The sequence below is a fragment of the Pseudoalteromonas sp. SCSIO_11900 genome (genome assembly GCF_000576475.1).
Taxonomy (GTDB): Bacteria; Pseudomonadota; Gammaproteobacteria; order Enterobacterales; family Alteromonadaceae; genus Pseudoalteromonas; species Pseudoalteromonas tetraodonis.
Genome location: NZ_KK070023.1, coordinates 2,420,537 through 2,441,138, shown reverse-complemented (window position 1 = coordinate 2,441,138; position 20,602 = coordinate 2,420,537). Strand labels below are relative to the sequence as shown.

20 protein-coding genes and 1 pseudogene are annotated in these 20,602 nt (G+C 38.6%); 14 read left to right on the top strand and 7 right to left on the bottom strand.

What is annotated here, in order from left to right; translation table 11 throughout:
• Nucleotides 1–61 precede the first annotated feature (61 nt).
• The 9 genes and pseudogenes from BG00_RS11345 (at nucleotide 62) to BG00_RS11310 (ending at nucleotide 8,178) form a co-directional block, all read left to right on the top strand.
• Nucleotides 62–634, top strand: coding sequence for a MiaE family protein (locus tag BG00_RS11345; RefSeq protein WP_013464932.1), 573 nt, complete (start codon nucleotides 62–64; stop codon nucleotides 632–634).
• 191 nt (nucleotides 635–825) lie between these two features.
• Entirely contained in the window at nucleotides 826–1,794 is a 969-nt protein-coding gene (locus BG00_RS11340; RefSeq protein WP_036982696.1) for an ATP-dependent 6-phosphofructokinase, read from the top strand.
• Between the two features lie 27 nt (nucleotides 1,795–1,821).
• A complete protein-coding gene (locus BG00_RS18135) occupies nucleotides 1,822–1,974 on the top strand; it encodes a hypothetical protein (protein WP_249929830.1) in 153 nt (50 codons plus the stop codon).
• A gap of 15 nt (nucleotides 1,975–1,989) precedes the next feature.
• Nucleotides 1,990–2,244, top strand: a pseudogene (locus tag BG00_RS18130) (DUF1090 domain-containing protein); the annotation flags it as partial.
• Nucleotides 2,245–2,601: 357 nt separating this feature from the next.
• Nucleotides 2,602–2,985 carry a response regulator gene (locus tag BG00_RS11330; RefSeq protein ID WP_036982695.1) on the top strand — a complete coding sequence of 128 codons (384 nt, stop codon included), beginning with the start codon at nucleotides 2,602–2,604 and terminating at the stop codon, nucleotides 2,983–2,985.
• A gap of 8 nt (nucleotides 2,986–2,993) precedes the next feature.
• Nucleotides 2,994–3,899: an AAA family ATPase gene (locus BG00_RS11325; RefSeq protein ID WP_036982694.1), complete on the top strand. Its 906-nt coding sequence runs from the start codon at nucleotides 2,994–2,996 to the stop codon at nucleotides 3,897–3,899.
• A 4-nt stretch (nucleotides 3,900–3,903) separates the two neighbouring features.
• Nucleotides 3,904–4,893 (top strand): DUF58 domain-containing protein, encoded by a 990-nt coding sequence (locus BG00_RS11320; RefSeq protein ID WP_036982693.1) that lies wholly within the window; start codon nucleotides 3,904–3,906, stop codon nucleotides 4,891–4,893.
• Nucleotides 4,886–6,859 carry a transglutaminase TgpA family protein gene (locus BG00_RS11315; protein WP_036983448.1) on the top strand — a complete coding sequence of 658 codons (1,974 nt, stop codon included), beginning with the start codon at nucleotides 4,886–4,888 and terminating at the stop codon, nucleotides 6,857–6,859. The genes BG00_RS11320 and BG00_RS11315 overlap by 8 nt, the downstream gene beginning before the upstream one ends.
• The gene (locus tag BG00_RS11310) at nucleotides 6,856–8,178 is read left to right on the top strand and encodes a Na+/H+ antiporter family protein (protein ID WP_036982691.1); all 1,323 of its coding nucleotides are present in this window, start codon (nucleotides 6,856–6,858) and stop codon (nucleotides 8,176–8,178) included. Before BG00_RS11315 ends, BG00_RS11310 begins: the two co-directional genes overlap by 4 nt.
• Nucleotides 8,179–8,364: 186 nt before the next feature.
• Here the strand turns inward: BG00_RS11310 and BG00_RS11305 are convergent, their stop codons facing one another.
• Genes BG00_RS11305 through BG00_RS11295 form a run of 3 tightly spaced genes read right to left on the bottom strand, consistent with a single transcriptional unit; the run spans nucleotide 8,365 to nucleotide 10,473 of the window.
• Nucleotides 8,365–8,799 carry an acyl-CoA thioesterase gene (locus BG00_RS11305; RefSeq protein ID WP_008114650.1) on the bottom strand — a complete coding sequence of 145 codons (435 nt, stop codon included), beginning with the start codon at nucleotides 8,797–8,799 and terminating at the stop codon, nucleotides 8,365–8,367.
• Between the two features lie 5 nt (nucleotides 8,800–8,804).
• Entirely contained in the window at nucleotides 8,805–9,623 is an 819-nt protein-coding gene (locus BG00_RS11300; protein WP_036982689.1) for a M23 family metallopeptidase, read from the bottom strand.
• Nucleotides 9,616–10,473, bottom strand: a complete 858-nt coding sequence (locus BG00_RS11295) for a 6-carboxytetrahydropterin synthase (protein ID WP_036982688.1) — start codon at nucleotides 10,471–10,473, stop codon at nucleotides 9,616–9,618. The genes BG00_RS11300 and BG00_RS11295 overlap by 8 nt, the downstream gene beginning before the upstream one ends.
• Before the next feature lie 195 nt (nucleotides 10,474–10,668).
• Here BG00_RS11295 and fabA point away from each other — a divergent pair, with 195 nt between their 5' ends.
• Entirely contained in the window at nucleotides 10,669–11,184 is a 516-nt protein-coding gene (gene fabA, locus BG00_RS11290; protein WP_008114654.1) for a bifunctional 3-hydroxydecanoyl-ACP dehydratase/trans-2-decenoyl-ACP isomerase, read from the top strand.
• 63 nt (nucleotides 11,185–11,247) lie between these two features.
• On the opposite strand, the gene rmf is transcribed toward fabA, so the two are convergent.
• Complete coding sequence (rmf, locus tag BG00_RS11285; RefSeq protein WP_008114656.1) at nucleotides 11,248–11,418, bottom strand: ribosome modulation factor; 171 nt, start codon at nucleotides 11,416–11,418, stop codon at nucleotides 11,248–11,250.
• 363 nt (nucleotides 11,419–11,781) lie between these two features.
• Here rmf and acuR point away from each other — a divergent pair, with 363 nt between their 5' ends.
• From acuR to BG00_RS11270, 3 genes are all read left to right on the top strand, one after another.
• Entirely contained in the window at nucleotides 11,782–12,417 is a 636-nt protein-coding gene (gene acuR, locus BG00_RS11280; protein ID WP_036982685.1) for an acrylate utilization transcriptional regulator AcuR, read from the top strand.
• 49 nt (nucleotides 12,418–12,466) lie between these two features.
• The gene (acuI, locus tag BG00_RS11275; RefSeq protein WP_036982681.1) at nucleotides 12,467–13,459 is read left to right on the top strand and encodes an acrylyl-CoA reductase (NADPH); all 993 of its coding nucleotides are present in this window, start codon (nucleotides 12,467–12,469) and stop codon (nucleotides 13,457–13,459) included.
• Nucleotides 13,460–13,531: 72 nt separating this feature from the next.
• Nucleotides 13,532–13,948: a VF530 family protein gene (locus tag BG00_RS11270; protein ID WP_036982679.1), complete on the top strand. Its 417-nt coding sequence runs from the start codon at nucleotides 13,532–13,534 to the stop codon at nucleotides 13,946–13,948.
• A gap of 63 nt (nucleotides 13,949–14,011) precedes the next feature.
• Here BG00_RS11270 and BG00_RS11265 read toward each other — a convergent pair whose 3' ends face one another.
• Entirely contained in the window at nucleotides 14,012–14,446 is a 435-nt protein-coding gene (locus tag BG00_RS11265; protein WP_036982677.1) for a DUF3859 domain-containing protein, read from the bottom strand.
• Between the two features lie 57 nt (nucleotides 14,447–14,503).
• Entirely contained in the window at nucleotides 14,504–16,321 is a 1,818-nt protein-coding gene (locus BG00_RS11260) for a protein kinase domain-containing protein (protein WP_036982675.1), read from the bottom strand.
• Between the two features lie 234 nt (nucleotides 16,322–16,555).
• Here BG00_RS11260 and BG00_RS11255 point away from each other — a divergent pair, with 234 nt between their 5' ends.
• On the top strand, nucleotides 16,556–18,073 hold the full coding sequence (locus tag BG00_RS11255; RefSeq protein WP_036982674.1) for a leucyl aminopeptidase: 1,518 nt from the start codon (nucleotides 16,556–16,558) through the stop codon (nucleotides 18,071–18,073).
• 550 nt (nucleotides 18,074–18,623) lie between these two features.
• Here the strand turns inward: BG00_RS11255 and BG00_RS11250 are convergent.
• Nucleotides 18,624–20,531 (bottom strand): beta-ketoacyl synthase, encoded by a 1,908-nt coding sequence (locus BG00_RS11250; protein ID WP_036982673.1) that lies wholly within the window; start codon nucleotides 20,529–20,531, stop codon nucleotides 18,624–18,626.
• Between the last annotated feature and the right edge of the window lie 71 nt (nucleotides 20,532–20,602).

Here is a 20,602-nt window from a genome sequence, read left to right as displayed (position 1 = left end):
TCAAAGATTTTTATTTTTAAATACGCTAAAATCCACGCATTATTTTATAAGTTGTATCCCTATGTTTGAATTAAAATACCACACGCCATTTGAATGGACCGAAGTTGTTTTAGCTGACTTCGAAACCTTTTTACAAGACCACGCTGCTGCTGAGAAAAAAGCATCTGGCATGGCTATGTCAATGCTTTCACATTATCCGGATAAGCGTAAATTAGTTAAAGCCATGACTGACTTAGCTCTTGAAGAGTTAATTCATTTTAAACAAGTGCTTAAACTATTAATTGAACGCGATACTAATTTGGGTGATGATAAAAAAGATCCATACATTAAACAAATTCGTGCACACTTTAGGCATGGTCGTGACGGTTTTTTAATGGACAGATTATTAGTAGGTGGGGTAATTGAGGCGAGGGGACATGAACGTTTTTCTTTAGTTGCCGAGGCACTACCTGAAGGAAAAGAAAAAGATTTTTATGTCGCAATTGCTAAATCAGAAGAAAAACATAAAAATTTATTTGTGGAACTCGCCTACGAATACTTTGATAAGCAAGAAGTTGACGAACGCTTAGACGAGTTACTAACAATAGAAGCCGAAATTTGTAAAAATATTCCTTTTACAGCGGCTCTCCATTAAAAATTACGGTATGTTGTTTTAAAAGCAAAAGCAACATACCAACTTTTCAATTTAAAACTGCTCCCTTCATACTAATTAAACAATCAAATAAACCCTAAGTAGATCAACTTTACTGCGCTTACTTTACACAGCCTACTCATAAACAGCTATTATGAATTATTGAAGTTTAGCTTATCGAAGGATGTGAACCGATGCAGCCAATTAAACACATTGCCGTATTAACCTCAGGGGGCGATGCGCCTGGGATGAACACCGCATTATTTGCCATAGTAAAAGCCGCTCAACAACACGGAATAAAAGTGTCGGGCGTTCGAAAAGGGTTTGAAGGTTTAATTGATAATGATTTAGTGACACTTGATTGCAAAAACCTACAACAAACCATGCACTTAGGTGGTACTGTGTTAAAAACAGCGCGTAGTGAAAGATTCAGAGGTTATACCGGTAGAAATCAAGCACTAGCCACAATTGAACATAATAATATTGACGCCTTAATTGTGATAGGTGGAGATGGTTCATTTAGAGGGTGTTTATGGTTATCACAAATTACTGACATACCGTATATAGGCATTCCAGGCACTATTGATAATGATATTGCGGGTACAGATTACACCTTAGGGTTTGATACCGCAGTAAACACATCAATGCAATGTATTGATAATATTAGAGATACTGCAGAATCACATAATAGGGTGTTTGTTATTGAAGTAATGGGACGAGATTCTGGTTATATTGGCACTTATGCCGGTTTAACCTCTGGCGCCGATTCGATATTAATACCTGAAAATGATGAAGACTTAACTTATTTAGTGAATAAAATTAGCGATTATCACAGTGAGCATGCTTTTATTGTGGTGGTCTCTGAAGGTGATGAAATTGGCGTTGAGCATATATGTGAGAAAATAAGTACCGTTAATCCCAGTATAGATTTGCGCGTAACTAAGCTAGGGCACTTACAACGCGGCGGTAATCCATCTGCAGCGGATCGTATGTTAGCAATAAGATTAGGCGTACACAGTGTTAAGGCTTTATGTGCTGGAGAAAGCGCTAAAATGGTGGGTATTTTAAATAACAAAGTATCAAATACTCCTATGCAAGATGTTGTAAAACAACATGTTATAAATGAAGAGCTGCAAGGGCTGTTATCTGTATTTTGCCGCTAGCGATGAATTAAATAGGAATAATTAATAATGCGAGATAATAAAAACTATAAAATGACAATTATTAAAGGTATTACAATAAGTTTTTTATTTGCCGGTTCAACAGTCGTATTGGCCAAAGATGATTGTGCTGATTTAACGGGATGTGCGAAAAAAGCCTGTGAAGTTAACCACCAGTTATAAACTGCAAAACGCCAAGGTAATTCACATCAAGCTGCAGGTCTTAATAAATCACTCAATAACATAAACGCATATTGTACCCATGATGGATTAAAAGCAGAGTTGCAAGAAATAGATGATACAAATTCAGAAATTGAAGAATATAAAACCGATATTAAAAAAGCTAAGCGCCAAGGTAAGCATGACAAAGTTGAAAAGTATCAGCAAAAGCTAAACGACGAAACTAAACAGCTTAAGCAATTAATTAATGAGCTAAATAGTTTGATTAATTAAAATGTCATTACAGCGTTTTTATATTTAATAAAGTAGAGCATATTACTATAAATAAATAATGTGCGAATAAAAGGGCTAAAATACCATGTTTATAAGTGACGTAATTACCGATAGTTAGTTTGATTAAGTACATTTTAATCTTATTTAACATAATATAAATTATAGGTAGTAATGTGTCTATATATATGCAGCGCTCTATTTTAAAAGCCTTAAGTTCACTAAGTCCAATACTAGACGGTATCGGACATTTCTTGACTTTAAACGACTATTATGGTTATTCATAGTTATCACCTTGAGGTTCCTTAATGCTTAGCTTAATATTAAAGCACAAGCCGTAAAAAATATTGAAGTATTCATATGGAATTTGTACGCCCACTCGAACCAATTTTAATTATTGATGATGTTAAACAGATCCGCGCTGATTTAAGCCAAGTATTAGCCGGCTTAGGTTTTGATGACATTATTGAGTGCGATAATTTTAATTGTGCTAAACCTCTGCTTATTGAAAAATCACCCAACGTTATATTCTTAGATGTTGATTTACCTGATTCTGAAAGCATTGAAATTTTAGAGTCAATTAACAACGAACACCCTCATGCACATGTTGTTATGTGTTCAGGCCACAATAGCTTTGAAACAGTGCAAAATACTTGGGAGCTAGGCGCAAAAGAATTTATAGCTAAGCCCTATAACGCGCAAAAAGTTGATGCGGTAATGAAACGTTTAGAACTCATAGATTAAAGGAAATTATGCAGCACATTGTTACGACCATAATTGATGACCTATCTACCGTTATATTTGGTAAACAACAACAAATAAAATTAGCGTTAGCCTGTTTATTTAGTGAAGGCCATTTACTAATTGAAGACTTACCCGGTATGGGAAAAACCACTTTGTCGCATGCATTAGCTGCAGTACTGGGGTTATCGTATCAGCGTATACAATTTACCAGCGATTTATTGCCCGCTGATATTATTGGCACCAATATATTTAATAATAAAGAACATAGTTTTTCATTTCATAAAGGCCCGATTTTCAGCCAAGTGGTGCTCGCTGATGAAATAAATCGCGCGGGTCCTAAAACACAAAGTGCTTTATTGGAGGCGATGGAAGAACACCAAGTAACAGTAGATGGAGAAAAGTATCCGCTCCCTACTCCATTTTTTGTAATTGCGACTCAAAATCCATTATATCAAGCAGGTACATACCCGTTACCAGAATCACAACTAGATCGTTTTTTAATGCGAATTAGTTTAGGGTTTCCACCTAAAGATGCAGAAAAACGGTTACTGTTAAATAATCAAAAACGTGACTATTCGCAGTTACCGCAGCGAATTGAACAACATCAACTTAAGCAAATTCAAGATGCTATATCAAATATCACGCTAAGTTCGCCGGTGGTTGATTATATAATTGAGTTAGTAACTTATACTCGTGAGTCTCAAACATTAACGACTTCGCTTTCTCCAAGAGCCAGTATGGCACTGGCTAAATCGGCCAAAGCGTGGGCCTATATTGAAGGCCGTGACTACGTATTACCCGAAGATGTGCAGGCTGTTTTTTCAAGTGTGTGTCAGCATCGATTAGGTTTACATAGTGATGCGGGCGATACCCAAATAGCGGCCATTTTAAAACATGTTTTAGTGCCCGTTTAGGTAAATGCGTATTTATAAATTTAAGCGCCCTACTTTTATTCACGAAATAAAAAGCGCAATTTTAACGGTCTTATTAAAAAATAAGCACAAAAAAAATAGCATCACCTTAAAACATAATACTATTTATGTTTTACCATCCACGCTTGGCGTTTACTTTAGCGTTGTTGCATCATTAAATTTTGTAATGGGGATTAATTATCAAAATAATTTAATTCTGTTTATGGCTTATTTAATGTTTGTGATTATAATTTTTGCATTGTTATTGGGCTACAGTAATGCCAGAGGTTTAACTGTCAACTTTAAATACGCCATTGACAGTTTTACGCCTCAGGCACCACAGCTAGTTTGGCAAATAGAAGCCGATGATCCTTGCCAATCAATTACATTGAGTTACCCCAATGATTTTAAAAATGCGTGTTACATTACGCGCGTTAAAAATGAAGTAATAAAATGTCAATTATCATTACCTTACACCAAGCGAGGCTGTTATCAGTTAAAGCCAATAAAAATTGCCAGTAATTACCCCTTTGGTTTAGTCAGTGTGTGGAGTTATATACAACCGAATAAAGCAGTGTATGTTTATCCGTCAATTATTAAAACAACAAATCAAAAACACCCAAACTTAGTTGCAAATAATACCGATGAAGGCACCGAAAAACATAAAGGTGATGACGAATTTGAAAGTTTAATTACTCATTTGCCAGAAATGGGGTTACAGCGAATATCATGGAAGCACTATGCAAAAACACAGCAATTACTTGTAAAACAATTTAGTGATTTTAAATCAGCCGATGCACAATTCGATTTTAACTTACTCACAGGCGATACCGAACAGCGTTTAGGGCAACTCTGTTTTTTAGTTTGCCAAGCATTTGAAAGTGACATTAATTATTCTTTAAAACTTCCTAATAAATTAATCGCCAGCAATTCAGGCAAGCTGCATCATCAGCGCTGTTTACAAGCGTTAAGCCAAGTCGGTAATGATAATGAATGAGATTAAAAACCATCGCGTTATTAACTTTGCTCTATCGTTTATTTATTTAGGGCTAGTCAGTTTTTTTACAGAGCACTTACCCCTGCCCTTTATTGCAATGCTTAGCGTGTTATGTGGCTGGAATGTTTATTTAACAGTTAAACAAAAGCAGAAACCCAACGCGTGGTTTGCTAATGGATTGGCCGCCATTGCTTTAATTATTATGCTAAGCAGCATAGGCTTTAAAGATACCGTTGTATTGTTTGTAGCCATGCTGTTATTGTCGTGTGTTTTTAAATTATTGCAGGCAAAATCAAAACAGCATTACCAATTGATCATTACCCTTACGTTCTTTTCACTCTCAGCGGTATATTTGTTTAGCCAAACCATTTTTACTACCTTAGTTATAAGCACTTTATATATTTTAAATTTTGCGGTGCTAGGGTTATTAGAGTCTAGTCATAGCTTAAAACTCTCTTCAAAACAAAGTGCTAAAATTATGCTACTGGCTTTTCCTTTAGCCGTAATACTTTTATTATTTTTACCTAAACTTCCGGCATTTTGGCAACTACCTGGGCCCAAAATGGCACAAACAGGATTATCTGAACAAGTCGATCCGTTTGATATAGCAAAGTTATCAAATTCAGATGAACTGGTATTTAGAGCAAAATTTAATGGTACACCACCCCCTAAGCCCTATTATTGGCGCGCTATTGTACATGATGAATTTGATGGTGCAGCGTGGAAAACATCCTCATTTTTAAAGCAAGCGTTGATATTACCCGCTAAAAAAAGTACGAGTGAAAATGAGGCTCAGTATGCGGTTATAGCTGAGCCTGCTATTTCAGATTGGCTATATGGGCTTGGTTTTTCAACTAGTGAAACCCCCAATGTTATTGCAAATACTTTAGGTTTATTACGTAAACAACAATATAAATCCAAGGTTTTACAATATGCAGTTAATAGTGAACCGTTATCTAGCACATCGCTTGATAAATCCCAACATCGGTTTTATAGCCAATTAACTGTTAGTAATAATCAAAAATCTCAGCAGTTAGCGCAACAATTAAAAAAGAATAGCGCCAATGCTGATGAATTTTTTAATCGACTTTTAAGCTATTTTTCAAAAAATGAATTTAGCTATACACTTACACCCACCCCCATGCGCGGCGAAAATACGCTCGATCAGTTTATGTTTGATAATAAACGCGGTTTTTGCGGGCATTATGCCAGCGCCGCCGCCTTTATTTTTAGAAGCGCAGGTATTCCTGCGCGTGTTGTCAGTGGCTATTTAGGAGGCGAGCTAAATAAAAACAGTGATTATATGACTATTCGTCAATACGATGCGCATGCCTGGGTTGAAGTATATACCGGTGCCGGTTGGAAAGTATTTGATGCCACAGCGGTTGTCGCACCCGAACGGTTAAACGGCTCCTTGTCACAAAGTACCACCCTTAATGACGAATTTAAAAATAATATTAACTTTGGACTCGTTAGTTTAAGTAACTATGCCGCAATTAATTGGCTTAGACTTGAATTAGAAAATTTAGATTATCAATGGTCTAGTTGGGTACTTGGGTTTGATAAAGACAAACAACAAGATTTATTTGCTACCTTATTTGGTAATAAGTTTATTTGGCTGGTGCCGCTTGGGGTTATTATTATTTTAATTTTGAGTTTTACGGCTTACTTTATTTATTTAAACAGACCTAAAGCCTCAATAAAACAACCGCCACTGGTCAATGAGTATCATGAAATTATTCGTTGGGCTAATAAACACGCGATTAGCTATCCTGAAAATGCCACGCCAACCCAAACTTTAGAACACATTAGCAACCAAGCGCCCCATGCAGAGCAACAAATAACCGCTTTTTGTGAGTTATTTAAGCAAGTGCGCTATGCAAGGCATCCATTTACTAAAGAACGTAAAAATCAGGCTAAATATCTGATAAAATTAATTAAATCTACAAAACAGAGAAATCTATGAACGCAGTAATTATCGGCGTTATTTTAATGCTTGGACTCACTTTAGTCCGTGTAAATGTGATTGTTGCAATGACGATAAGTGCACTGGTTGCCGGATTAACCGCTGGCATGGGATTGAAAGAAAGCATCGATGCATTTAATTCAGGATTATCGTCAGGTGCCGAGATTGCTTTAAGTTATGCTATGTTGGGCGCATTTGCCGTCGCAATTTCTAAGTCAGGCCTAACACGTATTTTAGCTGCGAAGTTATTGGCAAAAGTTAACGCACAAACTGGCTCAAGCGAAACCCTGCTAAGCTATTTTATTCTGTTTATTATTTTGATTTGTGCTATTTCTTCACAAAATTTAGTCCCTGTTCATATTGCGTTTATTCCTATTCTAATTCCCCCGTTATTGGTGGTGTTTAACAAATTGCGATTAGACAGACGCGCTATTGCTTGTATTTTAACCTTTGGTTTAGCTACCTCGTATATGGTACTCCCTTATGGGTTTGGTGGAATTTATTTATACTCTATATTACATAAAAACCTAGTGGATAATGGCCTTGAAATAGTCAATACCAGCGTACCTTTGGCAATGATCATTCCTGCTATTGGCATGTTCGTGGGGTTGTTAATTGCGCTGTTTATGACTTATAGAAAACGCCGAGAATATACAAATACCGCCCTTACCGTTGAAAGTAAACAAACAGAAATTGATAACCCCAAAAAAGTATTGATGGTTGGTTTATTTGCTGTAGTTGCGTCGTTAATTGCTCAAAATGCCAGTGGCTCTATGATATTAGGCGGCCTAGTTGGCGTGGTTATATTTAGTGTATTTGGTGTGGTTAAGTGGGAAGAAAACGGCGACGTATTTAGTAAAGGCGTGGCAATGATGGCCATGATTGGCTTTATTATGATCTCAGCACAAGGCTTTGCCGCAGTCATGAAAGAAACTGGGCACGTAGCCAGCTTAGTTCACAGTAGCGCCGCTATTTTTGATGGTAATAAGCCGATGGCTGCGGCTGTAATTTTATTAGTCGGCTTATTTATAACGATGGGAATTGGCAGCTCGTTTTCAACGGTACCTATTATTGCCACATTATTTGTTCCTTTATGTTTAGAGCTAAACTTTTCCGTAATGGCAACCGCTGCACTTGTTGGTACTGCTGGCGCATTAGGTGATGCCGGCTCCCCTGCCTCTGATTCCACGTTAGGGCCAACTTCCGGACTCAATGCTGATGGTCAACACGACCATATTTGGGATTCGGTTGTTCCAACTTTTATTCACTTTAATTTACCGCTATTGGTATTCGGCTGGATAGCCGCCATGGTACTTTAATTTTTAAAAGGTGTGCTTTGTGCACGCCTTTTTATTTTGAAATTTCCCCCCCCTCCTTTTTACTCATTATCGCAAAAAAACATTAATGCTAAGTTTGCAGCACTAAAAAATAAAGTATGATGTGTTCTCAGCAGGTTTTAATATAAGCACCAAAACTAGGTGCTTATATTAATTTACTATTTAGCGTTATAACTCAAAGCCATGTAGCATTTTATCGCATACTACCGGTGTTGGTCTGTGGTTATCATCCACGGCAACAAAGGTAAAACTACCCGTAATAGCAGAATGCTTATTATCTTTGTGCATGGTTTCTAAGAATATTTCAACATCTACCTTTAGGCTGGTATTCCCTACATGCGACACTTTTGAGATTAATTCGGCAAATGAACCTGCCGGAATAGCCTCTTTAAAATCTACCCTATCAGATGAAATAGTCACTAATGGCTTACGGCAAAAACGGGTAGCTGCAATAAAAGCAACCTCATCCATCCACGCTAATGCATCACCACCAAATAGCGTATTGTGGTGATTAGTACGCCCAGGAAATACCGCTTTTGTAACCGATGTGGTCGAATCTTTTATACGCTGCGCAATAATTGCTTCGCGCTCTACTTGAGTCATAATCTCTACTTTTTGTTTGCTAATGTGTCTTGCATCAATAATGCAGGGTCAAGGCGTTCACCTTGCCAATTAAATCGCCAATCTAAATGTGGGCCAGTTACACGGCCCGTAGCACCTATTTCTGCCACTTTCATACCTTGTGTAATTTTATCCCCCAATTTTACATCTAGCTTGCTTAGATGAATGTAAGTCGAGGTAACCCCATGGCCATGATCTAAAATTAATGTGCCACCTGAGTAATATAAATCTGGTTCAGCAAATACAACGGTACCGCTGATCGGCGCATACACAGGAGAGCCTGTTTTATTTGCTATGTCTAAACCAAAGTGTGGTCTGCGTGGTTCACCATTAAAGTAACGCTGGCTTCCATAAACACCTGAAATACGGCCCTCGGCAGGCCTAAGCACAGGCTGTAAAAAGTACTCTAGGTCAGAGTTAACAGCGCGCGCTTTTCTTACCGCGGCCGCTTCACGGCTAATACGTTCACTGACCGCTTTTGGTGGCGATACATATTTTTTTGCAACACCGGTTATTTTATCGATGTTGTAGTCACGAAGGGTTATAACTAAATCTTGGCTGTGGCTTTTTCCACTTTTATCAACCCATGATAAAGTGTGGTTTGGTTTTGCATCACGACCAAAACCAAATACAAATAAACCAGTATCAGATAGCTTTAATGGCTTATCATTTAAGCTAACCGATTTTGCGTTATTTAATTGCCCTGTAACCAAGCCGCCTTGAGTTAAATGCCCTTTTAGTTCAACTGCCAAAGCACTTAAACTAAATGATGCAATTAACGCTGACACTAATAAGGATTTAAGCATAACTAATTGACCCTTTGCCAACGCCTTCATAAGCGGTAATTTTTACGTCTTTTTCTGGATGCTGCAGTTTTACTTGGCCGGCAATATACTCAGCAATACATTCTACTGTGGTATCCATTGGTAAAATGTCGCAACGCGATTCGCTAATAGCCATTTCAAAATAACCTTGCGCGGCTGTATATGCAAAACACACGTCATCCTCTTTGGCGATAATATGTTTTAATTCAGAGGCGCTGATTTTATCTTCGCTGGTAGCTAAGTAAATATCTTGCCATTTATCAGCCCACTGTTTTTGTAAACGAGGCATAGAAATACCGCCAAGGCTTATACCAATTTGTGAGCGATGGCCATGAATAATACGCTGGCAGTTACCATCATGCTTTTTAAGGCCATGGCTGTAGTGGTAGTAAAAACTTTGGTTGTGCTCAGGCTTTAATACCAGTTCAATTTTTTCAATATTATCAGGAAGCTGTGGCAAAATTGTAGCAACTAAATACTCTGTAACTGACTCAATGGTTATTTCGTCGGTATCAATCAGGCAAAAAGCTTGATGAGGCGCACTCATTGCTAGGTGCTTATTATCGGCAAACGTGCAATCTAATGTTTTGTGATCAGCAAACTCATGAATGCTGCCGTTTATATTGTTAGGTACGGCTAAACGGTGATCAATGCATTCATCAATGATGCCTTTTATTTGCTTTTTAACTAAGCCAAAGTCTAAAACCATAGACTCTTCATTTAGTTTGCCATGTAAAGTCAAATCAACAATCCAACTTTCGCCAACTGCACCGCGTTTATTGCATAAGTAAGAAAAATCAATCACAGTGAGTGAGTTAACAAAAAGGGTCATAAATTTCCTTTAAACTGATTAAAAGTCAGCCCTAATTATAATGATTTCTGTTAGTAATTGCGCGGTTTAATCATACTAAAATCAGTTGCATTGTCTGATTGGCTATATTTAAACCATTTTTTAACTGCTCCGAGTTGTTTAGCGTACAAGTGTACGCTAAAGTACGGGGCAATTTCTAAGCAAAGATAAAGTGTTATGGAACCTAAGAATAGCTATACAAAAGAAGATTTGATCCTTTGTGGTCAAGGTGAAATGTTTGGTGAAGGAAATTGTCGTTTACCAAGTGACAACATGTTAATGATGGATCGTATCATCTCTATCACCGATGATGGTGGTGAGCATGGTAAAGGCCAAATTATTGCTGAGCTAGATATTGACCCTAGCCTATGGTTTTTTGACTGCCACTTTAAAGGCGACCCTGTAATGCCGGGTTGTTTAGGCTTAGATGCAATGTGGCAACTGGTTGGGTTTTTCTTAGGCTGGTCTGGTGGCCCTGGTCTTGGCCGCGCATTAGGTGTAGGCGAAGTGAAATTTACTGGCCAAATTCTACCAACGGCAAAAAAAGTAACTTACCGTCTCGATATGAAACGCGTTATTAAACGTAAGTTGTTTATGGGTATGGCTGATGGCACTGTTGAAGTAGACGGCCGCGTTATATACGAAGCAAAAGATTTAAAAGTGGGCTTATTCCAAGACACTAGCGCGTTTTAATTTTAACGCAAGCAACAAAAAAGCCTCTAACTAGAGGCTTTTTTGCTTAAATTCGTTGTGAGTTTATGTTTTATACATATTGCGATTTTCTATTGCCTCGCGCCAACCACCAAGCCACTCAGACTTAGGATCAACTTGTTGATAAGGGCAGTGCTCTTTTGAGCGACCAGCTAAACCAGCTTTAAAACCTTGAGAATGAGCTCTTTCTAAACGATCTCTTTTCTGTCTCTTCATCGGTAAAATCCTCACCTTTATATTTATATTTTTGTAGCATTAAGTTCATCTACATTTAATAAATAGCTAACAAAAATGTTTAATTCAAACACAAAATACAATTAATTTGTTTGACTTTAACTAAGCTGCTGATGCAATGATAAATTAATTTAAAAATAATTTTATTGCTCAACTTTAACCTATTTAACTTTATTAAAATGTACCGATACATCGGTTCAAAACACACAAGTGTCATATTTGTGACTAACAATATGCCCTTAAGTTCCCAATTAATTTGTAATCAAAAAATGAACGTCAGAGCTGTTTTAAAAACATCCCAAATAAAAACTTGATTAATTAAAACCGATCGGTCTAATATGAAGCATGAACAAAACACCAGCAGTTGCAACTAGGCGTGGCCGCCCACCCAAAATAGCCAGAGACAGCGCAGATACAAAAGCGCTGCTCATTCGTGTGGGCTTAGAAACCTTAACTGAGTTTGGCTTTAGTGCCACCGGGCTCGATACCATATTAAAAAAAGCAAAAGTACCTAAAGGCTCCTTTTATCATTACTTTAAAAGTAAAGAAGCCTATGGCTTGGTACTTGTTGATGCCTACGACGATTTTTTTATAAATAAACTTAAATGTTACCTAGAGCAATCTGAAGTCCCCGCACTCGAGCGCATTGTTAATTTCACACAAAGCGCAATTGCTGGAATGCAAAAGTATGATTACAAACGCGGGTGCTTGGTGGGTAACTTGAATCAAGAGCTTAATCATTTAAGTGACGACTTTAAAACCCGTTTAATGCAAAGCTACATCGCTTGGCAACAACAATTAAAACGATGTTTAGATTTAGCGCAGCAGCAACAAACTATTAATCCACACATTAATACCGAGCAAATGAGTGAATATTTTTGGGTGGGTTGGGAAGGTGCAGTAATGCGAGCTAAACTAACCCAATCAAGTAAGCCACTTACCTTATACACAGAAATGTTTTTACGCGCATTACTCAGTTAATGTATTTTTTATTATTAATTTAAAGACGATCGGTCTAAAAGGAAATCTAATGAGCAATTCTATTAAAGCTATTGTTATAGATAAGCAAGACGACAACTACACTGCAGCCCTAAGCACCATAAACAGTGACGATCTGCCAAACGAAAATGTATTAATTGATGTGCTTTACAGTACCTTAAATTATAAAGATGGCTTAGCCATCACGGGTAAAGGCCCCGTTGTACGTAGTTTTCCTATGGTGCCGGGGATTGATTTAGTGGGTACAGTGACTAGCAGCGACAGTGCTGAATTTAAAAGTGGCGACCACGTTATTTTAAATGGTTTTGGTGTTGGCGAAAAGCACTGGGGTGGCTTATCTCAAAAAGCAGCACTGAGCAGTGATTGGTTAATTCCCCTACCCGCTAACTTATCACCTAAACAAGCTATGCAAATTGGTACTGCCGGTTATACGGCAATGCTCAGTGTTATTGCACTAGAAAAGCAAGGCGTTACTCCCGAGTCAGGTGAAATTTTAGTGACCGGTGCTAATGGTGGCGTAGGCAGTTTTGCTATTTATTTACTAAGCCAGCTAGGTTATCAAGTCACCGCTGCAACAGGTCGTATGGAGCAAGCAGACTATTTAAAATCATTAGGAGCAACTAATGTAATTGATAGAAATGAGTTTTCGAACCCTGGTAAACCTCTGCAAAAAGAACGCTTTGCTGCAGCTATTGATTCTGTAGGTAGCCATACACTTGCAAATATTTGTGCATCACTTAAATATGGGGGGGTTGTTACTGCTTGCGGGCTTGCTCAAGGTATGGACTTACCGGCCTCGGTTGCACCATTTATTTTACGTGGGGTTTCATTAATGGGTATTGATAGCGTTATGCGCCCTAAAGCGGATCGTGTTGAAGCTTGGGATCGTTTAGCTTCATTAGTTAATGCTGATTACTTGGATAAAATTTCAACTGAAATAAATCTTGATCAAGTCATTGAAAGCGCCGAGCAACTAATGCAAGGCCAAATTAGTGGTCGTGTAGTGGTTAATTGTCAAAGTTAAGCATTTTTGCTACTAAACTCTCGTTATTAAATTTATAATGTTCGCTGATTTTTTAATAACGAGAGAACACCTATGAGCAACCAAGAACTTTTCAGTAATAACCCACTGCAAGGCGTTAAATTAGAGCAAGTGGTTGAAGAACTGGTTGAGCAATATGGGTGGGAACTCCTGCATGCCTACTTACAACTTAACTGCTTTAAAAATAATCCAGACATTAAATCTGCAGTTAAATTTTTGCGTAAAACCGAGTGGGCACAACAAAAAGTAGATAATTTCTATTTGTACCGCCTTAAAAACTTACCTCGCCCAGATGACGTACAATACGAACTGCCTCCACGCGACCGTATTATCCCTGAAGGTGATAAACCAGGTGAGCCTTGCGAGTTAAGCTTTTCTGATGCCAAACGTATTCAAGCAAAAAAAGCAGCAAAACAACGTGCGCGTACCCGTAAGCAACGTTCAAATTCAAGTAACCCGTGGGGTAACTAATACACCTTTTAGGCAAGAGTTAACAATAAACGTTAGCTCTTGCGTTATTGCATAGTGTAGCAATTAATAACCACGGTATTTCCAAAAGTCGTCTTCGGTTTTTGTCTCTTCATTAGCCACTAACTTAAATGTTTTATCCGCAATGACTTTCCCCGCTAAAGATAAGGTCATACGCCAGTCACCTATTTTATCCTCAATAGGCTCCCATACCGTATCGCCTAAATAAAACGACCAGTCGTTATCTTTAACATATACAGTGCCCTCAAAAGGCAGCATCACTTCGCCATTGGTATCTATAATATCTGGGTGGTAAATACAGAAATGTAGTTTTTCGCCTTTGGCTTTTTTAATATTAACTATCAGACCAAATTCTACATCAAGTTCTGCTTTGACTTGCGTAGTGAATTGAGTAATTTGCGGTAGTGATTTACTGTCTTTGTCCCAGTGACTATATATGCCGAAACTTTGTAATGTAATTTGTGGTTTAGATTTTGCCATTGAACTTTCTATTTTTGACTTTCAATTTTTAAACCACCAGCTTAAGCGAGCGGTTTATTAATTAAGTAGTTGCTTTGGATTTTTAGGGTAATAATTGCTGGGTTGTTGTTCACATAAACCGAACTCACGAGTGTTTTTATAAGGTAACTTCATAAAGCCAGCCACCCCCACGTCGGTAATATTTACCGCGTATTGCATAAGCTTATTTAGTAAACGTTTAAATTCTACTTCTTTGCTGGCATCAAGTAATCTGTAGTAATGATGTATTTTCATCCTATCTGGCAGCGCCTCAAAAATAATACAGCCGGTATGATGTATCTGGTTTAGCTCAAATACACATTTAATGACTTTTTTAGGCAGTTGCAGTTGCTCATCGGGGTCTTTACCATCTTCAAAATATGAATGCGGACGCGTCACATCGCTGGCTTTTACATTAACCACTTCATAATCAAGCTCTGGTAATTGATTAAATTTAAATGCGCCGGTGCCATCACGTTCTAACTGAATTGTTTTGCGGGCATCAAATAAACAACACTTAAATAAGCCTTTTTGGCTAATAGCTTGTGCAAGCATCACCGTGTTATTAACCGCATCAGTAAACGCGGTTGCGAGTGTTTCGTCATGCATAATGAGTGACGATTCAACATAGAGCGATTCATCTTTCCAATGAAAGCTGAGCCCTCCTACTACAGGATATTTAGCTAAACGACTAATAGAGGCTAAAAATGCTTTTTCGGTATCCCCAGTATCAAATAAAAACTCTTTATAATACCTATCAAGCTGAGCATCGTTTACATCGAGTAATTGCTGTTTATGGTCGGCTTGGCGTAAAAATTGTTTTCTAGAGCTATAAACTACGGTTTCGGGTTCGGGGTCTTGGCTAAACCAAAACGGAATTACCGCTTTAGTTTCTGTTTTTGGTAGTTGTGGTAAATACGCTTTTGCCATGGTTTCTATGTTACGCATAAAATAGTCACCCGCTTTGTCTCTAACCAACCGTTCTTTTGAAAGCATGCCATCAATAACGTTTGCCAGCTCCTTAGGTAACATTAAACTGCTGGCCGGTATAGCCTGAGCACCAAATCGGCAAGACTGCGCTGAGGCAAGTGCATATAGCGTTGATGCAACCCCTTGCTCATCAAAACGAGGGGATGACTTTTCACCCGACATTTGCGCATCACCTATAAAATAAACATCACCCATTCGTGCGTTAGTGGTACTTAAATCGCCGGACATTAAATCCATAAAATTACTGGCAATTGGGTTTCCTTGTTCATCTACTTGGGCATAAACAGAGCTTCCCCAGTCAACTAAGGATAGCTGCTTTTCATTTTCATCCCACACCAAGTTAGAGGGTTTAATATCACCATGTACAATAGGCTGCGGGCTTAAACCATTTTTATGACGACGTAAATCAAGCAACACATTTCTTAATTTAACCGCTAAGCTCATTATTTTGGCGGCCGGTAAGCGCCCTTGCTTTAGTGATATTTTTTCAAGGTCTTCACCAATGGCGCGCGCCATCATCAAAATACCTTGCTTTTTTATTCGCTCAAAGCCATAAAATGTTGGCACTAAGGGATTTTTGATTTGCGAAAGCATATACGCTTCATCTTCAAGGCGATCACGTACACTTTGCGCGAGCGTAATTCTAGAAAACTTAAACACCCAAGGCAGGCCATGCTCATCATCCCCTGCAAATACAAACCCAAATGCCCCTGAGCCAATCATTTCTACCTTTTTATAGCCAAGCAAAGTGAGCTGTTTAATACAAATATTAAGCCACTGACGATGTTTTTTTGCATCACGGTGTGACAGCAAATAAACCGATTGCTCTTCGTTGATATAAAAATTGCGAATTTCTTTAGCTTTCAATGTGGGTTCTCTAGGTTAGAAGCGCCGTGTTACCTTTATATTTAATAGTAACGCGAGCATTGTTTTAATTAAACCTTTAAGCATCACAATATGTTTATCAAGTCGTTATGTCATGGTATTTAGACATGAATTTAGACGTATATCGCTGTTATTTGCGATTTCGCCGTATCCTACTTAACCACAGCATCGTAAATAGTGTAAAACACACCTTTATATTATTCTTAGGTTAAAAAAATGAAACGTATTATAAAAACCTCTTCAATCGCGCTTGCAATGAGTATGTGCATGAATGCCCAAGCCGCAGACTTTAATTTTTCTTCAAAAGTGAACAGCGATGCAAATACGCTGGTTGTATTTTATAGCCAAGATGGAAATAACAGCCAATTTAAAGCGCTCGACAAGCAGTTCGATGGCCAATTGCAACGCGTTATTGATATAGAAAATTTTACCGGCGATTACGCTAAAGTGGCACAACTTGCTGCGCCAAGTAAAAGTAACTACAGCCGCGTTTTAGTCGTAGGTACTGGTAAAACTAGCGAGCTTGATAAAGCAAAAGCAGCTAAGTTAGGCGGTAATATTCATGCTCAACTAGTTAAAGCCAAAGTTGGTACTGCCAGCGTTGTTTTTGAAGATGTAACCGGTGTAAGTGACAATGCATTACTTGCTGCTAACTTTGCCCATGGTGCAAACTTACGCGATCATCGTTTTGAAAACTATAAAAAAGAACCAAACACTGAAACAGTTAGCTACACATTTGATGTTAATAACACCAAGCAAACTCGCAAGCTTTACACCCAATTAGAAAGTATTCAAGCGGGGGTTTTTTTAGCCCGCGATTTAACCTCTGAAGTCGCTACCGAAATGACGCCGGTTGACTTTGCTAATGCGGCAAAAGAATTAGCATCTTTAGGCGTAACCATCAAAGTATTAGAGCCTAAAGAAATAAAAGAACTGGGTATGGGTGCATTAGAAGCTGTTGGCCGAGGTAGCCAGCAAGGTGCCCGTTTAGTGGTTGCCCATTATAAAGGGTCTGACGATGCCCCTATTGCCCTTGTTGGTAAAGGCATTACATTTGACTCAGGTGGTTACAGCATCAAAACCGGCGCATCTATCGCACGCATGAAGTCAGACATGGCCGGTGCTGCTGCAGTATTGGGTACAGTTAAAGCAATGGCGTTAGCTAAAGCTGAGAAAAACGTGGTAGCTGTTATGGGTATGGCTGCGAATATGGTATCGCAGTTCGCTGTAGCACCAGGTGATGTTGTTCGCACAGCTGAAGGCTTGAGTGTAGAAATTTTAAATACCGACGCCGAAGGCCGCTTAGTATTAAGTGATGCTATGTGGTATGCGCGTGAGTATTACAAACCAGAAATTATGATTGATGTTGCAACACTCACCGGTTCAAAAATCCGTGCTGTAGGCAATGAATACGCGGCTGTGTTTTCAGATGACGACGCTTTAGTATCTCAACTAACGGTAGCCGGTAAACAAGTGAACGAAAACCTATGGCGCCTACCTTTAGGGTATAAAGATATGTTGGAGTCTGATATTGCAGATTTAACAAATGTGGGATCAGGTGGCCCAGGCGCAACCACTGCAGCCACTTTCTTAGAGCATTTTGCTGGCGATACACGTTGGGTGCATATCGATATTGCAGGTAATGCCTTAGTGAAAAAAGGTAAAGATGAGCTTTCGCCAGGGGGAACGGGGTTTGGTGTTCGCTTACTAAGCGAATGGTTATTAGCTAACTAATTGTTTATTAATACTAATAAAAGCGCCAAAGTAGGTTTACTGTTTTGGCGCTTTTTGCATTTTACTGAGTAGCTTTGGTAAGGCCTCATAAAATAAACAGTTAAAACCGTTTTATTAATTGATTTTGTTTAATTTATAGCCAAAGGTGAAAAAACAAACAGTAATGAGGTTAATGGAATGAAAGTAACCTACCTGCTTTATAGCGTTTTTTATTTATCTATTTGTTTTCTTTTATTTTTTGAACAGCTCTGAGCCATTGCAGCTGGTGTTATAGTACTATTGTTTGCCTGTTTTATATAAAGCCTGCCCCTTCAAAAGTTAAACATAATCAAGACTCAACGCCTGTGCAAAGCTTCACCAATAAAATAGTTTCAGGCTGGCCATCCAAAGATTAATGCGGAATAAGAGATTAGTAATTTGAAGTATTTGCAAAGAGGTGAAGTTTTAATATTTTTGTTAAGGAACTAATTAGCGCATTAGTTAAACTACAATATGGGTTCATATATCAAAAAAGGCGCTTAAAAAGCGCCTTGCTAACAAGTATGTGTGCTTAGAACATATCTTGATAGGAGTTTGTTGTACTGAATGTAATTGCTTTTTCAAAGCCTGGCAGCTGAATGCTGTGCTCATCAATAACAATGTCATTTTCATCAATCAGCCCATCACCAAAGCGATAAACAAGCACGTATTGACCTAAATCTGCTTGTTGTTGATAGTGCTGTTGTGCTTCTTTTACTGCTGCATGCTTGCTGGTATAAAGCCCCATCGTTTCATCGCCATGACGCTTAGCAAGCATCTGCATCGTTACTTTTGCTGAAAGCACTGTGGCTGTTGCATTATTACCACCAAACCCTTTAGAGTTTATAAATGCAATATCCATATTACCACAATCATAGTGACTGTTACGAATATCTAAATGATCTGCATAAACATCATCAGCCACTTTATCTATGGTAGTAATGCCCGGCATAATATTATGACTAAATACACCTAAGGCAATGGCAAGCTGATCGCCACTGGCAGGTGCTATAGTATGGCCAACATACGCTTTAGGGGCGGTTACTTTCCAATTATCTATTGCAAATGTTTGCGCTACTTTATGATAAATTAACGACTCAGTTACGCGGTTTTGTGGAGTGCTTGAACCATGGGCTAAAATAAAGCTACGTTGCTGTAATGCCTCTTTACCTAGTAAGCTACTGGCAAGTGCAGCCGATTTTGCCATGGTAATGTAGTTACCAGGCCCAGGTGAAGTAATTGATTTCTTTACTCCATCGGCGTTAACAAATACATCAGGCACACAGCCCATAATGTCTGCACCTAGTTCAAGTGCCAGCGCATCATCCATTAATATAGCCACTTGTGCGCCTTCACCTAAAGTAAAGCCACAGTTTTCGCCAAATGGGCGGCTGCTTCTACGATAATCAGGTTCATCGTCATTACTTAAATCATCTAAGCGGCGCAAACCTTCAATATTAGCCAGCGCACTCATATTGCCAAAACCTTCAACCACTTCAGGGGTAATCGCACACTCTACACTTGCCACAATTGCAACACGTGTACGCCCTGCTTGTATATCGTTTACTGCTGCGCGCAAGTTATATAAAAAGGTAGCACACGCACCCGATGTAGAAAAAGTAGTTCCTACATTGCCCGTAACATAGGCGTTAATAAAATCAGTCGACATTGTATTTAAACCCAGTGCCAACTGCTTAGTGCTGACGCGATCACCTTGCTGGCGCGCTTTAACTAACCCACCTAATCCTTTATCGTCCATTTGGCCAATAACCGATGCTGAATAGGTACCAATTTTATCAGGCTCTACACTATTCATAATGTATTGCCAATCAAGTCCTGTTGATTTTATTGCATCGGTGGCAGCAAAAATAGTGGCTTGTAAGCCTCGAGGTTGGTAGCGGCTATTGTACATAATTGACGGATCAAACCCTGTGGGTAGCTGCCCTGCCGATTTAATTGGGTTATCACGAGTAGAATCATGTTTAATATCAAATTGAGCCGCAATAGTTACTTTCACTTTTTTATTTTCAAGCTCTTCTACGTGCCAACTTTCAGGAACTGGCGAAGGTAAATCACGACGGCGTGTTTCAAACACAATCGCGTTTTCATCCGATGCGGTTAACGTCATTTTTTGCTGCCACGGCGTGGCATCTACATCAAAGTGTTGTTTTTCAATTTTGCGAATTAATGTACCTGCAATAATTTGCTCACCAAAACGTGCTTCTATGTCGCTTTGCTCAACATTATTGCCTTGCATGTCTTGTAGTTGTCCATTCACAACACTTACTAAATTCATTAATGTGGCAAGGCCTAAAAATGTTTCTTGACGAGCTTGAGACTCTAAGCTATCTAACACGATACGACGATAACCTTGATGAAAAGAAGTACGGCCAGCGGCATTAATGCCTCCCATGCCAACAATGACGGGTAATGCGGTCATAATTTACCTTTAAAAAAACGTGTTATAAGAATATGGAATTAGTTTAAATGGATTACGCACACATCTTTGTG

Bases quoted from the DNA above. Each gene is read 5' to 3' on its own strand.
- BG00_RS11345 (WP_013464932.1), top strand. From the start codon at position 62: ATGTTTGAATTAAAATACCACACGCCATTTGAATGGACCGAAGTTGTT.
- BG00_RS11340 (WP_036982696.1), top strand. From the start codon at position 826: ATGCAGCCAATTAAACACATTGCCGTATTAACCTCAGGGGGCGATGCG.
- BG00_RS11250 (WP_036982673.1), bottom strand. From the start codon at position 20,531: ATGACCGCATTACCCGTCATTGTTGGCATGGGAGGCATTAATGCCGCT.
- BG00_RS11325 (WP_036982694.1), top strand. From the start codon at position 2,994: ATGCAGCACATTGTTACGACCATAATTGATGACCTATCTACCGTTATA.
- BG00_RS11270 (WP_036982679.1), top strand. From the start codon at position 13,532: ATGAGCAACCAAGAACTTTTCAGTAATAACCCACTGCAAGGCGTTAAA.
- fabA (WP_008114654.1), top strand. From the start codon at position 10,669: ATGGAACCTAAGAATAGCTATACAAAAGAAGATTTGATCCTTTGTGGT.
- BG00_RS11255 (WP_036982674.1), top strand. From the start codon at position 16,556: ATGAAACGTATTATAAAAACCTCTTCAATCGCGCTTGCAATGAGTATG.
- acuI (WP_036982681.1), top strand. From the start codon at position 12,467: ATGAGCAATTCTATTAAAGCTATTGTTATAGATAAGCAAGACGACAAC.
- BG00_RS11310 (WP_036982691.1), top strand. From the start codon at position 6,856: ATGAACGCAGTAATTATCGGCGTTATTTTAATGCTTGGACTCACTTTA.
- BG00_RS11295 (WP_036982688.1), bottom strand. From the start codon at position 10,473: ATGACCCTTTTTGTTAACTCACTCACTGTGATTGATTTTTCTTACTTA.
- rmf (WP_008114656.1), bottom strand. From the start codon at position 11,418: ATGAAGAGACAGAAAAGAGATCGTTTAGAAAGAGCTCATTCTCAAGGT.
- BG00_RS11265 (WP_036982677.1), bottom strand. From the start codon at position 14,446: ATGGCAAAATCTAAACCACAAATTACATTACAAAGTTTCGGCATATAT.
- BG00_RS18135 (WP_249929830.1), top strand. From the start codon at position 1,822: ATGCGAGATAATAAAAACTATAAAATGACAATTATTAAAGGTATTACA.
- BG00_RS11330 (WP_036982695.1), top strand. From the start codon at position 2,602: ATGGAATTTGTACGCCCACTCGAACCAATTTTAATTATTGATGATGTT.
- acuR (WP_036982685.1), top strand. From the start codon at position 11,782: ATGAACAAAACACCAGCAGTTGCAACTAGGCGTGGCCGCCCACCCAAA.
- BG00_RS11305 (WP_008114650.1), bottom strand. From the start codon at position 8,799: ATGACTCAAGTAGAGCGCGAAGCAATTATTGCGCAGCGTATAAAAGAT.
- BG00_RS11320 (WP_036982693.1), top strand. From the start codon at position 3,904: ATGCGTATTTATAAATTTAAGCGCCCTACTTTTATTCACGAAATAAAA.
- BG00_RS11315 (WP_036983448.1), top strand. From the start codon at position 4,886: ATGAATGAGATTAAAAACCATCGCGTTATTAACTTTGCTCTATCGTTT.
- BG00_RS11300 (WP_036982689.1), bottom strand. From the start codon at position 9,623: ATGCTTAAATCCTTATTAGTGTCAGCGTTAATTGCATCATTTAGTTTA.